Origin of the sequence: Paenisporosarcina sp. OV554 (assembly GCF_003058165.1) — a bacterium.
GTDB lineage: Bacteria > Bacillota > Bacilli > Bacillales_A > Planococcaceae > Paenisporosarcina.
The window spans coordinates 105,678-119,650 of record NZ_QBUC01000010.1 but is presented as its reverse complement, the minus strand read 5'-3'; the positions used below and the strand labels follow the sequence as shown (position 1 = coordinate 119,650).

The following is a 13,973-nucleotide window of genomic DNA, read 5'->3' as shown; positions in this document are numbered from 1 at the left end:
TCTCAGAAGTTCTGGGAATATTCAGATTGAGGAGTGACCTATGTGTTTACATCAGTTGATAAAGTAATTGAATTCATATATTCCATGGATCAGAAAACGGAACGCAATGGTCGACTAAGTCGTATCACAGCTATCTTGTCAGTCCTCGGAAATCCACATGAAGCTTTCCGTTCTGTCCATATTGCAGGTTCAAACGGTAAAGGATCCACTTTGAATGCTCTAAAAGAAATATTAATTGCAGATGGCCTCCAAGTGGGGAGTTTTATTTCACCCCACCTTGAAAAAGTAAATGAACGCATCATGATGAATGATGTAATGATTACAGATGATCAATTTGTCCAATATATGAACGACATTTATCCACTGTTGGAAGTAGGCCAAGTTGGCGAGGGGTCAAACTTTTTTGAAATATTAACCGTTATCGCCTTTATGTATTACCGCGATATGAAAGTTGACATTGCCTTAATTGAAACTGGTATTGGTGGAAAATTCGATTCAACGAATGTGATCACACCTTTATTATCGATTTTAACGTCTATTTCTCTTGACCATACGCAAATATTAGGCGACACAATAGAAGCTATCGCAATGGAAAAAGCAGGAATTATTAAACCAATGGTACCTGTTATTAGCGCTGTTAAGGCTAAGCCAGCAGTACAAGTAATCGAGAATAAAGCGACCCTAGAACAAGCTCCAATCATTCAATTGTATAAAGACTTCTTCATTGAAAATGTGATGCAAGAAGAAAATCAACAACGTTTTACATATCAATTTAATGACAATTTGCTATCGGATTTACTGTTAAAGATGAAGGGACATCACCAAGTCGAAAATGCATCTCTTGCTATTTCAGCAGCACTGTTGTTAAACAAATACTATGGCTTCTCCATTTCCGAAGACAGCATACGCCACGGATTGATAACTTCAAGTTGGGCAGCTCGATTTGAAGAAGTTCTACCAAATGTAATTATTGACGGGGCACATAACCCAGCAGGCATGGAAGTGCTTCTTCAAACCATACATCAACGTTATGCAACCAAAAACATTCACGTAGTCTTTACAGCACTTCAAGATAAAGACATTACTTCAGTTCTTCATATGTTAGACGAAATTGCATCGAGCATTACCGTGACAGAAATTCATGTGAAGAATGCAGAGGTTGCTAAAGTTATTTTTGAGGCAACAAGCCATCCGCGAAAAGAGTTAGTACTAAATTGGCAAGATGCACTGGATCAAACATTAGAGAAATTAGACGATTCAAGTATTGTTCTCGTCACTGGTTCTCTGTACTTCATGTCATTAGCCCGTCCTTACTTAATACAAAAAGCACAAGCAAAAGTAGTTTAAAAATTGACCCTGCCTTAAGTTTAAGGTGGGGTCACTTTGTTTGAAGAAAGGAGAGACAACATTGATACCAAAATTTAATGACTATAAACAACGTTTTGAAATGGAAAGTAAAACGACTATTGAACCTGGACTAGATGCTGTTACGGATGCATTAAACAAAGTAGGTAACCCTCATCTGAACCTTCAATTTATTCACGTGGCTGGCACTAATGGCAAAGGATCGACCATAAGTATGATGAACGCAATGCTTCAAGCACATGGCGTCAAGACCGCGTGTTTTTATTCACCTTGTTTTATGGATGTACATGATCAAATTCAATTAAATGGACAATACATATCCTCGCAACAATTAGGTGATCTTTTTATACGTGCGAAAGAAGCGGGACTTAGCGGACTGCTAACTGATTTTGAATTATTAACGGTTCTCGCATTTATGGCATTTGGACAATTTCAACCACAAATTGTACTACTAGAAACAGGAATGGGCGGCAGGTTTGATAGCACGAATGTAATCCAACCACTAATTTCTGTTATTCCAAGCATTGCATTAGAACATGAACAATTTTTAGGGAACTCGATTGAAGAAGTAGCTTTTCATAAGGCGGGAATCATTAAAAAAGGAATCCCTGTCGTCATTGGTCCACTTGTGGAAGAAGCTGAAGGAGTTTTGGTAACGGAAGCGTTAAAACTTAAATCACCACTGTTGAAGGTAAATCAAGATTTTTCGTTAAATAAAGGAACCTTCGAAAGTAGTGTTAGGCCACAAATTAGGGATATTGTAGTGCCACTACCAGGATCACACCAAATTGATAATGCAGCATTGGCAATTCGAACTGTTTTGTATGCTATGGAGAAACTTAAACTTACTATTAATGAAGATTTGATTCGTATTGGATTAAGTCACACATTTATTCCTGGTCGTTTTGAAAAAATTACAGACAATTTATATTTTGATGGCGCACACAACCCTGCAAGTGCCCGGGCACTCGTGAATACAGTAAAAGAAATTTTCCCAAATACACCTGTTCATTTTTATGTCGGAATGATCAAAGGTAAAGACGCTAAACGTATTTTGCGGATTTTTGAAGAAATCTCATCAAATTTTACATTTGTTGATTTTGAAGAAGTGCGTTCAATGCCTTCTTCGACTTTGTCGAAATTTAGTGAATCAGCCTTAGTTAAAGTGACAAAAGAACCACTTGAAAACATTGTGAAAACCATTTCAGAAACACATGTGACAATAGTAACAGGGTCCTTATATCTCTTGTCCGGACTGCGTTTGAAAGCTCTCGATATGTTTAATATTGATCAAAGATAAAAGATGACAAAACTTTCTAACTTTGGTACGATGTATTTTGTACTAGATAAATGGAACTAGATTGGAAGGGTTGCTTATGGACATTTCTAAACGAATACAAAGATTGATTTGGGCCATATGGGTTATATTTGTTCCATTTGGTATTTATCTTCTCTACCAATTCCAAGCTCCCGGCGAAATTAACTGGCCCATTTTAGTAGGGTATACCGTACTTTCCATACTAACGACTTATTTTCCTTTTAAAGTAGCTGGTACCACCATATTTTTAGTTCAATGGATCAATCTCGCTATATTCTTAAAATATGGGGTGTTTGTTGAAGCGATTGTCATGCAACTCGCTGTTATTCCATTAGCATTGCAATTGAAAATTGGATTCAGTGATTTCTTTCGAGCAATATTTAACTCTTTCATGTTCTTTATGGTATCTGTTATAAGTGGTGTCTCCGTCATATTAATGGGCTACCAAGTAGGATCTCTTGAATTAAAAGACATTATCTTATTCGGATTTATCTATCAAATAATTAATATGTTTACTAATCATGTAATTTTGTATACATATCTTAAATTAACAAAACAAGAAAACGAAGGATTTTTCGGGTCACACACATTTTGGGATTATGCTGGAATAATCGTCACTTTCCCCTTCGGAATTACTCTATATTTACTCAATGAATATGTTTCTACCGCATTCTTACTATTAGGAGTTCCATTTTTAATCATTACATTCCTTATTCGTTTGTACAGTAATTCCGAACGGGTTAATGAAGATTTGAATCAAGCAACTGAAATAGGACATGAACTCGCAGATCGCCTAACGGGTGTTGAAATTATTGACTTGTTTTTAACTAAAATAAGTAAAATGTTACCTGTAGATTATTCCTATATTCTAGACATAAAAAACGGTAAACTAGTCTTCTTAAAATCGATGGAAAAAGATGTGGATGTTGAAATTGACCTCTCTCATGAAGATCTATTAAAAAGTATTGCTGGCATTGTTTATAAAAAAGAGAAATCTATCTTATTTAATAAACAATCCGATTGGAGAAAGGTAAGCTCAGGATTTCTTCCAGAGGATGCAGAAAGCGTAATATCAGTTCCAATCAGTAGAAATCAAACAATGGAAGGCATATTGGTTATTGCCTCAAGAAAAAAATACGCATTCGAATCGTACCAGCTGCAAATTCTTAGTCTTTTGTGTTCTTATTTTGCTGTATCCCTTGAAAAAGCCCGTTTTGTGCAAGAGGCAGTTTCGAAAAGCGAACGCTGCGGGTTAACGAAACTTTACAATTATCGCTACTTAGAACAACAACTTGAAATTAATATGAATGATTTATTAAATGGAGAACTTCGTCAATTATCCTTATTAATGATGGACATTGATCATTTCAAAGCAATTAATGACGCTTATGGTCATCAAAGTGGAAATGACATATTATTTGGCTTAGCTAGATTGTTAGAACGAGAAGTAGAAGATTGCGGAATTCTTGCAAGGTATGGTGGCGAGGAATTTGTCGTCATTCTCCCAAACTACTCAAAAGAACAATCATTAATCTTAGCAGAAGAGTTACGAACAAAAATCGAATCCACACCATTTGAAATTCGCGCTGAACTTGAAGACAAACCACAACTAACACTAGTGCACATTACAACAAGCATTGGCGTATCAACAGCACCTGAAGACTGCGACGAAGCCATGGCCCTCATCCGCAACGCCGATCGCGCACTTTATATTGGAGCGAAGCGGGAAGGTAGGAACAGGGTTGCTGAGTATGTGAAATAGAAGAAACGCGGAGGCAAATAGTCTCTGTATTTTTTTGCGCAAATGTATCGAAAGAACGATATAATTCATTTTGAGAAAAAAATATTATACATATGGATCTGCTGAGTATGTTAAATAAACATTAATTGACAAAAGATTTTATAATAATGGCTATTTTTCTATTTATTGAGAATTTTATCGACATTTTCCTCTAACTATTAGATAATCATACTATAATACTAGGGGAGTGTGACTTTAGGATGAAAATAAGTGCTCCATTATCACGGCAGAATGGATTATCACTTGTTGAAGTTTTGGCAGCCCTAGTCCTTTTAGGAATCGTATTTGTCGGAATCATGACTGTGTTTCCTCAGATGACACTTTTTAATGAACGGACAGATGCCAAACTGGATACTATGAACCTTGCAAGATTAGAAATGCAACATCTACAAGGATTACCCATAAAATTAAACGATAACTCAACCATTAGTACTATCTATTCAGCTTCAAATTATAAGAACGTATTAATAGATGCTTTTCCGGTTGCTCCTGCTGTGGCTACCCATAAAAAAATCAAATTCACATCAAACGGTTACGATTTTGAGATATTAATTAACCTCACTAGAGAACATTTATCTGATATTGAAAAAAATATGAAGTTGGATTCAGTCAAAGTAAAACGTGGAGACACTTTGTTCTCGATTTCGCAGAAATTTTATGGAAGTCGCTCAGGCGAAAGGAAAATCAAACGAGCAAATGGCTTACTGTCGAATAAAGTCATGACTTATCAAACTCTATACATCCCAAAATAATCACGCAAAACTGGAGAGCGCATCATCTCTCCAGTTTTTGTTTCACTACTGTTCTGGTGAATTTCAGGAAATAACTTAAAATCATAATTAAACGTTAGCAAGAGTACTTAATTGTTGAAGATTGAGAGGCATTTATGGAAATCCTATATACAATTTTATTTTTTATTTACGGACTTATTTTTGGCTCATTCTTTAATGTTGTCGGATTGCGCGTACCTAAAAACGAATCAATCGTAACGCCACCTTCACATTGCACAATATGTGATCGTCGTTTGACGTTTAAAGATTTAGTTCCCGTGTTTTCTTTTGTTTTTCTAAAAGGCAAATGCCGTGGCTGTGGCACAAAAATTAATTGGATTTACCCGGTGATTGAACTGACAACTGGAGTGTTATTTGCATTTGCTTTCTGGGAAATCGGGTCTTCATTTGAGCTTATCGTAGCGATTCTATTTATTTCCATGCTAGTAATCATCACCGTATCTGATTTGGCATATATGCTGATTCCAGACAAAGTCTTGTTATTCTTTGGCGTATTATTAATTATTGCTCGTGCCTTTTCTCCACTAGAACCATGGTGGGATAGTATCATCGGTGCTGTTGGAGGGTTTGGTCTTTTGTTGTTAATTGCGATATTGTCGAAAGGTGGCATGGGTGGTGGCGATATCAAATTATTTGCGGTTATTGGGTTAGTTTTAGGGATCATTCCTACACTGTTAACGCTGTTCTTGGCCGCATTTATTGGAGCAATCGTTGGTGTTATTCATTTGCGACGTTCGAAGCAAGGACGGAAAACACCAGTCCCATTTGGTCCATCAATCGCACTTGCCGCTATTATCGTTTATTTTTACGGGACACAAATGCTCGACTGGTATACGAATTTGTTAGTTTAACTCGAAAACTTTTTTAGGCAAGCCGACACCGGTCTTGTCTTTTTTTATTGTTCAAATGTTAGCGTTAAAGAAAAACGAGGTGATAAAATGCGTTTTTCGAAAAACTTCTCAAAGTTTTCCTATACTCTCGCAATTTTACATGGCTTTTTTATCGGAGTTGTGTCGATCGGTATATTTGCGATTTTAATTCAATGGCAAGATATCTCTACTGCCGAAAAAGCTGGAACTGCATCTGAGAATCCGGAGAAATCTGAACAAATAGCTGTAGATGCACCTGGCAAGGACGGAACGACTCAATTCTTTGCAAAACAACATGGAGTTTTTACGACTGCTGAAGGTGCGACAGAGCTATTGCAATCAAGTCCTGCTATGAAGTCTGCGGCCATTATCATTGCGGGCGGCCAGTACTATGTGTGGTCAGCAGCGAGTGTCGTGGAAAGTGAAGTGAAAATCGAAGGTAGTACAGATTCGTTTGTAAAGCCATTCCAGATAAATTCAGCAGCTTGTACAGAAAAAGCTATGAAAAATCTGCCTGTTTTCCTGGCAAATCCAGACCCGGCAAAATTTAATTTTGAGAGTACTGGAAATAAGGATGCAATTCCAAAGGATTGGACAGCTAATATTGCAGCTATATCAACACTTTCAAAGGATTTTAACATCATCCGTGTGCAACTTTTATCGCACTATTCTACTCAAAATGACTGCCTCAAAATTGAATTATGACGGTAGTTAAGTAGGTAAAATTAAATTATTGCCCTTTTGACACATTTTTCAACGGAGAAATAGTTCTGTATGATGTCAAAAAGGAGCTGATTTGAATGAAATTTAAGACAACCAAACCGTTAATTTTAGCATCTGCCTCACCGAGAAGAAAAGATCTACTATCCTTGCTTGGTGCACCATTTGATGTGAAGACAATGGAAGTGGACGAGCACTCAGTTTTCGGTCTATCACCAGCCGAATTAGTTTGTAACATTGCCATGGAGAAAGGCTTACAAGTGGCGGAACACAATCAACAAGCGATCGTTATCAGTGCGGATACCATGGTATTTATCGACGACGAGGCATTAGGGAAACCGGAAAATGCGGAAATGGCGAAAAATCATTTACGCAGATTGTCTGGAAGAACGCATACCGTAATTACAGGTGTGGCTATTTATTTTGACGATATATGCAGCGTGTTTTTTGAGAAGACAAAAGTCACTTTCTTCACATTGTCCGAGGAATGGATTAGTAATTACGTAGCTAGTGGTGATTGTTTTGACAAGGCCGGGGCATACGGCATCCAAACCGTTGGTGCATTAATGGTAGAACATGTAAATGGAGATTACAACAACGTAGTAGGCTTACCAATTGCTGGACTTTATCGAGAATTAAAACATTTAGAACTTATTGAACACGTGACAGCTGGAGCGCGTTATGATAACTGATGTCAAACCAACGTTAATGATCCGAGATGTGCCAGCTTCTGATCGCCCGCGTGAAAGACTAATGAATCAAGGTGCAGTAGCTTTGTCAAATCAAGAGTTGATAGCGATTTTGTTGCGAACAGGCACAAAACAAGAATCTGTTCTACATTTAGCCAATCGAGTTTTAGTGTTTTTCGAACAACTGCACGAATTGAAAAATGCGACGATTGAAGAAATAATGTCCGTAAAAGGAATTGGGGAAGCAAAAGCAGTTCAATTACTCGCGGCAGTCGAACTCGGACGTCGCTTAGCTCAGCAACAAACAGATGGAAAATTCACCGTACGTTCCCCAAAAGATGCAGCCACTTTTTTAATGGCGGATATGACGTCTTTAAAGCAAGAAAATTTTGTTGTATTATTTATGAACGTTAAAAATCAAGTGTTACACAAACAAACTATCTTTATTGGTAGTTTAAATGCAAGTATTGTTCACCCACGAGAAATATTCAGGGAAGCGGTAAAACGTTCTGCTGCCTCGATTATTTGCGCGCATAATCACCCTTCAGGGAACCCGTCTCCATCACCTGAAGACATAGAGGTAACGAAGCGAATTCAAGAAGCTGGACAGATCATGGGTATCGAATTACTTGATCATGTAATTATCGGAGATCATCAATTTATTAGTTTGAAAGAAAAGGGTTACATGTGACACTGTGATTTTCTCTTTTTATCCGTTATAATCAAAGTTATGGTTTAAACTAAGCTAAGATTAACTGGCTAAGGATAGAAAGGAAGAACAAAACGTGTTTGGATTCGGAGCAAAAGATGTCGGGATAGACCTTGGCACAGCCAATACTTTGGTATTTATTAAAGGAAAAGGGATCGTATTACGCGAACCTTCAGTAGTAGCTAAAAACACAAATAATGGTGACATCGTGGCAGTAGGAAACGATGCTAAAAATATGATTGGTCGTACTCCAGGTTCAATCGTTGCCATTCGCCCAATGAAAGACGGGGTTATTGCGGATTTTGATATTACTACAGCGATGATTCAGTATTATTTAAAAGAAGCAATGAAAGCGTCAGGCGGTACTTGGAAAAAGCCAAACGTAATGATTTGTGTGCCTTATGGAATTACATCTGTTGAGCGTCGTGCAGTAATTGATGCAGCTCGTCAAGCTGGCGCAAGAGATGCAGTTACAATTGAAGAGCCATTTGCAGCAGCAATCGGTTCAAACTTACCAGTGTGGGAACCAACAGGTAGTATGGTGGTCGATATTGGTGGCGGTACAACTGAAGTTGCAGTTATCTCACTTGGCGGTATTGTGACAAGTGAATCAGTACGTGTAGCTGGTGACGCGATGGATCATGCGATTACTAGTTATATTCGTAAAATGTACAACTTAACTATTGGTGAACGTACTGCCGAAGCTATTAAAATAGAAATCGGTTCTGCTAGAGTCATTGAAAATGTTGAGAAAATGGAAATTCGTGGCCGTGATTTAGTGACGGGTCTTCCAAAAACACTTGAAATCTCTTCTGAAGAAATTGCCGAATCATTGAAAGAGTCTGTTACAGCAATTATCGATGGAGTGAAAAAAACATTAGAACAAACGCCTCCTGAATTATCTGCGGATGTAATGGAACGTGGAATCGTCTTAACAGGCGGTGGCGCATTACTTAAGAACTTGGACAAAGTGATTAGTGATGAGACAAGCATGCCGGTCTTCATTGCAGAGAATCCGTTAGACTGCGTTGCAATTGGTACGGGAATGGCGCTTGATCATATGAATATGATTCGCCAAAATTCTAAACATTAAGGAGGACCGTTCTAATGCCACAATTTTTTTCGAATAAGCGATTAATTTTGCTGCTTGTCGGGGTCATCTTTCTTGTGGCATTGATCAGCTTCTCTCTCAGAGATCGTGATAATGCGTCGTTACCTGAACAAATTATTAAAGATGTGGTTGGTTTTGGGCAATCTATTTTCTCAAAACCAACACAGTACATAACAGGTGTTTTCGATAATGTTGATTCTTTGTTAAATACGTATGAAGAAAATAAACGATTGAAAGGTCGTTTAGAAGAATTTGCGAAATTGCAAGCAGACGTCAACGATTTAGCATCAGAGAATACGAGATTAAGAGAAGTTGTAGACAAGCAAGACGATCTTCGAAAGTATGAACCGATTCAGGCAACTGTAATCGCAAGAAATCCTGATCAATGGGAAGAAAAAATAATACTCGATAAAGGAGAAGTTCACGGAGTCGAAAAGAACATGGCAATTATGACTGCGCAAGGATTAATTGGAAAAGTTGTACTAACGACGCCATTTACTTCTACTGTTGAACTTTTATCGACACAAAATCCAAACTATCGTGTATCTGCGATGGTGACGGGCGAAAAAGAAGTATTCGGCTTAATTGAAGGATACGATGATGAGCGAAAAGAACTAATTCTAAAACGAATCGATTCAAACATTGAAATCAAAAAAGGTCAAAAAATCATGTCATCTGGACTAGGCGGGATTTTTCCTAAAGGTATTTTAATCGGGGAAATTACTGAAGTATCGACAGACGATTTCGGCTTAACGAATATGGCTTATGTTAAACCAGCAGCTGATTTTGCTCTACTTGACCACGTGATGATTGCAAAACGCGTTATGACAACCGTCGATGGGACAGATGGAGAAAATACTGCGATTGATGAGGATGAATCATGAAGCGTTTTATCGTTCCAGCCATTGCTGTCGTCTTGTTTTATCTTGAACCCGTATTCGGGCTATTTTCTCCCTTAGACATTAATGGGGAGTATCGGTATTTAATCCCTCGATTTCTCATCATGTATTTGATATTCATTTCCATCTACTATAGTCGCAACCGCGCGATGGTGTATGCATTACTTTTTGGGCTCTTGTATGATGTGTTTTTCATTGATATTATTGGATTGTATTCATTTTTATATCCATTAATTTGTTTACTAGCTAGTTATATCGTGAAATTCATTCACCAGAATTTATTGGTGACAACAATCGTGTCACTTGTATTAGTTGCTGGTCTTGAATTCGCGTTATTCCAATTCTTTTCATTTATTGGATTGACCGATATTTCGTTACAAGCTTTTGTTAGCGAACGTCTCATTCCAACGATGATTGCAAATTCAATATTCTTAGTGGTGCTAGGCTGGGCATTTAAATATGTAATCAATGCACGATTGTTGCAACGATTAAATCAGCCAAATTAATTCTACGCGTGAGGTGACGCATTTGATGACGAAAAAGCAACTAGTCTATATAAAAGGGACAAAAGACGGTCTAGTGCTTCGGCTTGATGATCAAAGCGCATATGCCGAACTGGTGGATGAACTAAAGCTAAAAGTTTCGGACGAAGGCATCGATGGACAAGCAGAGGTATTATTACAACTTGGAAATCGATACTGCTCAGAAGAACAAATAAAAGAACTCATTGCAAGCGTGCACACGTCTCCACATTTACGTGTCTCAAGAGTGCAAAGTGATGTGATTTCCATAGAAGAAAGCAATCGCCGCATCTTAGAGCGTCAATCGGAAACTTACGTCGGCATCGTTCGTTCTGGTCAAGTTATCAAAGCAGAAGGTGATTTAGTTGTCGTAGGAGATGTAAACCCAAATGGCAAAATCATAGCTGGCGGCAATATTTTTGTGCTTGGCCGCTTAAAAGGTAGCGCACATGCAGGGGCGAATGGCAATAAAGAAGCAGTCATCGCGGCGTCTTGGTTAGAAGCGACACATATTAAAATTAATGAAACACTTGAAACTATGACGGATGAATTGACGATTCTTTCGGAACAACCCGAAATGGAATGTGCATATTTGCATGCAAATGGCTTCATTGCAATCGATCGCTTACAAGAACTACGTTTATTAAGACCGCAATTATCTACATTTAAAGGAGGAAGCTAATGTGGGAGAAGCTATCGTAATTACTTCAGGTAAGGGAGGTGTTGGCAAAACAACAACAACCGCCAACCTGGGGACTGCATTGGCACTTCAAGGCAAGAAAGTTTGTTTAATTGATACTGATATCGGCTTACGTAACTTAGACGTTGTCCTTGGATTAGAAAACCGAATTATTTATGATTTGGTTGACGTAATCGAAGGCCGTTGTAAAGTTCACCAAGCTTTAGTAAAAGATAAACGTTTTGAAGACAAATTGTATCTACTTCCAGCAGCGCAAACAACAGACAAACACGCTATAAACCCCGCACAAATGAAAGAACTTGTAACGGAATTAAAACGTGACTACGATTATGTCGTAATCGACTGTCCTGCAGGTATCGAACAAGGATATAAAAATGCAGTCGCTGGTGCAGACCGTGCAATCGTCGTTACCACACCTGAAATTTCAGCCGTGCGTGATGCGGATCGTATCATCGGTTTGCTTGAACAAGAAGATATTGCCCCGCCAAAATTAATTATCAACCGTATTCGTCAACATTTAATGAAAGCCGGCGATGCGTTAGATGTTAATGAAATTACTACACACTTATCCATTGATTTACTTGGCATCATCATGGATGACGAAAGTGTTATTACTTCTTCCAACAAAGGTGAGCCAGTAGTAATGGACCCAACAAACCGAGCAGCTCAAGGCTACCGCAACATTGCGCGTCGTATTTTAGGTGAATCGGTACCTTTAATGTCTATGGACGTGCAGAAAAAAGGCATATTCTCAAAAATAAAAGCCGTTTTTGCTAAATAAATTAGCTAAATCCTCCACTTTTGATCGAGTGGAGGATTTTTTTAGGAGTGATAAGACTGAATAATCAAAAAACATACGAGTTTAATGTGTTAAGAATGTGTGTAGTGTATTCGCGATTTAGTGATAAGCGATTGCTTAGTGAAGATTACCGGACGACGAAAGCAGGATTTGCTGGAGAAGATAAAGTATCAAGATTTCTAGAGGAAGTAGTTCTGACTCCCAAGGTTGAAATTTATCGAAATATCATGATAGGCAATACGCAAATGGATGTCATTGTAGTGACGCCAAAGATGATTTGCATTTTGGAAGTGAAAAATATGAAAGGGGAGTTTTATTTTGATTCCATTTCAAAACAATTTTATCGAATAATTGATGGTAAAAAAGAAGGTATGAGAAATCCGGAACTTCAATTGCAACGAGCAGTAAAAGTATTACAGAGAAAATTAAATCTAAAAGGAGTTCAAATACCTGTTCAAGGCTTAATTGTGTTTGCAAGTCGAGCCGGGATTGTCATTCAGCCGCCAACACTTTTCAAATCTATTCCCATCGATGCCGTGTGCGATACGCTCGAAGAAATGGAAGTGAAAAGTAAAGAAATGATATCAAACGAGGAGTTGAAAAAAGTAAGTCATATTCTGAAACGTGGAACTTGTACTATCCATGATGACGTACTAATGGGACGATTGGGAATTGAACGGAAAGGGATTCGTCCAGGTGTCAAATGCAGAAAGTGTTTTGAAGTAGGGATGAAGCGAGTATACGCTACATGGGTGTGCGGTTATTGTGGTTGTCACGACAAGGAAGCACATGTAGCGACATTGCAAGAATACCAACTACTATTTGGCAGTGAAACTACAAGTAGGGATGTAAAATGGTGGTTAGGTATTGATAACAAAGATTTAATTTCGAGAATTTTAAAGAGTTGCATAGCGAAATATACCGGTAGTCATAAAAATAGAATATATACATTGAAATTTGAACCATGGCGCTTGGAACCATTTTTAGCATTTGAAATGAAGAAGAGATAAGCAATTTCAAAAGTTTGTTGGAGTAGAATTAACCTTCTAAACACAATGAAGTTAAAATCTTAATTTGGCAGCCCAACGCTTTCGCGAAGGGCTGCGTTTTTGTGGGAAGAAAATCGAGTGGGAATTAGGAGGGAATTGGATAGTTGCGACAATAAAGGAAGAAGTTGCGACAATACAGCTAAGAGTTGAGACGATACCACGAGAAGTTGCGATAATACGAGCAATAGTAGCGTCAATATCGAAGAAAGTTGCGGCAATACCCTATCCACGCAAAGTGTTGAAATCTTAATTCGGCAGCCCAACGCTTTCGCGAAGGGCTGCGTTTTTTGTGGGAAGAAGATCGAGTAGGAATTAGGAGGAAATTGGATAGTTGCGACGATAACGGAAGAAGTTGCGACAATACAGCTAAGAGTTGAGACGATACCACGAGAAGTTGCGATAATACGAGCAATAGTAGCGTCAATATCGAAGAAAGTTGCGGCAATACCCTATCCACGCAAAGTGTTGAAATCTTAATTCGGCAGCCCAACGCTTTCGCGAAGGGCTGCGTTTTTTGTGGGAAGAAGATCGAGTAGGAATTAGGAGGAAATTGGATAGTTGCGACGATAACGGAAGAAGTTGCGAAAATACAGCTAAGAGTTGAGACGATACCACGAGAAGTTGCGATAATA

At 38.2% G+C, this 13,973-nt stretch carries 14 protein-coding genes; all 14 read left to right on the top strand.

The window, feature by feature from the left end:
• Positions 1–42 precede the first annotated feature (42 nt).
• The 14 genes from C8K15_RS10920 to C8K15_RS10855 all read left to right on the top strand — a co-directional run bounded on the left by C8K15_RS10920 (position 43) and on the right by C8K15_RS10855 (position 13,302).
• Positions 43–1,347 carry a bifunctional folylpolyglutamate synthase/dihydrofolate synthase gene (locus C8K15_RS10920; RefSeq protein ID WP_108586441.1) on the top strand — a complete coding sequence of 435 codons (1,305 nt, stop codon included), beginning with the start codon at positions 43–45 and terminating at the stop codon, positions 1,345–1,347.
• Positions 1,348–1,408: 61 nt separating this feature from the next.
• Positions 1,409–2,665, top strand: a complete 1,257-nt coding sequence (locus C8K15_RS10915) for a bifunctional folylpolyglutamate synthase/dihydrofolate synthase (protein ID WP_108586467.1) — start codon at positions 1,409–1,411, stop codon at positions 2,663–2,665.
• A 103-nt stretch (positions 2,666–2,768) separates the two neighbouring features.
• On the top strand, positions 2,769–4,445 hold the full coding sequence (locus C8K15_RS10910) for a sensor domain-containing diguanylate cyclase (RefSeq protein WP_233260447.1): 1,677 nt from the start codon (positions 2,769–2,771) through the stop codon (positions 4,443–4,445).
• Positions 4,446–4,684: 239 nt separating this feature from the next.
• Positions 4,685–5,236 (top strand): LysM peptidoglycan-binding domain-containing protein, encoded by a 552-nt coding sequence (locus C8K15_RS10905; RefSeq protein WP_108586439.1) that lies wholly within the window; start codon positions 4,685–4,687, stop codon positions 5,234–5,236.
• Positions 5,237–5,370: 134 nt separating this feature from the next.
• The gene (locus C8K15_RS10900; protein WP_108586438.1) at positions 5,371–6,126 is read left to right on the top strand and encodes a prepilin peptidase; all 756 of its coding nucleotides are present in this window, start codon (positions 5,371–5,373) and stop codon (positions 6,124–6,126) included.
• Positions 6,127–6,213: 87 nt separating this feature from the next.
• A complete protein-coding gene (locus C8K15_RS10895) occupies positions 6,214–6,849 on the top strand; it encodes a hypothetical protein (protein WP_108586437.1) in 636 nt (211 codons plus the stop codon).
• Positions 6,850–6,944: 95 nt separating this feature from the next.
• A complete protein-coding gene (locus C8K15_RS10890; RefSeq protein ID WP_108586436.1) occupies positions 6,945–7,556 on the top strand; it encodes a Maf family protein in 612 nt (203 codons plus the stop codon).
• Positions 7,546–8,244 (top strand): RadC family protein, encoded by a 699-nt coding sequence (radC, locus tag C8K15_RS10885; protein WP_108586435.1) that lies wholly within the window; start codon positions 7,546–7,548, stop codon positions 8,242–8,244. The genes C8K15_RS10890 and radC overlap by 11 nt, the downstream gene beginning before the upstream one ends.
• Before the next feature lie 94 nt (positions 8,245–8,338).
• A complete protein-coding gene (locus C8K15_RS10880) occupies positions 8,339–9,355 on the top strand; it encodes a rod shape-determining protein (protein ID WP_108586434.1) in 1,017 nt (338 codons plus the stop codon).
• A 14-nt stretch (positions 9,356–9,369) separates the two neighbouring features.
• Positions 9,370–10,257, top strand: coding sequence for a rod shape-determining protein MreC (mreC, locus tag C8K15_RS10875; RefSeq protein WP_108586433.1), 888 nt, complete (start codon positions 9,370–9,372; stop codon positions 10,255–10,257).
• Positions 10,254–10,778 carry a rod shape-determining protein MreD gene (mreD, locus tag C8K15_RS10870; RefSeq protein ID WP_108586432.1) on the top strand — a complete coding sequence of 175 codons (525 nt, stop codon included), beginning with the start codon at positions 10,254–10,256 and terminating at the stop codon, positions 10,776–10,778. Before mreC ends, mreD begins: the two co-directional genes overlap by 4 nt.
• A gap of 25 nt (positions 10,779–10,803) precedes the next feature.
• Complete coding sequence (minC, locus tag C8K15_RS10865; protein ID WP_108586431.1) at positions 10,804–11,475, top strand: septum site-determining protein MinC; 672 nt, start codon at positions 10,804–10,806, stop codon at positions 11,473–11,475.
• A gap of 1 nt (position 11,476) precedes the next feature.
• Positions 11,477–12,274: a septum site-determining protein MinD gene (gene minD, locus C8K15_RS10860; RefSeq protein WP_108586430.1), complete on the top strand. Its 798-nt coding sequence runs from the start codon at positions 11,477–11,479 to the stop codon at positions 12,272–12,274.
• A gap of 47 nt (positions 12,275–12,321) precedes the next feature.
• Positions 12,322–13,302 (top strand): nuclease-related domain-containing protein, encoded by a 981-nt coding sequence (locus tag C8K15_RS10855; protein ID WP_233260446.1) that lies wholly within the window; start codon positions 12,322–12,324, stop codon positions 13,300–13,302.
• The last annotated feature ends 671 nt before the right edge of the window (positions 13,303–13,973 follow it).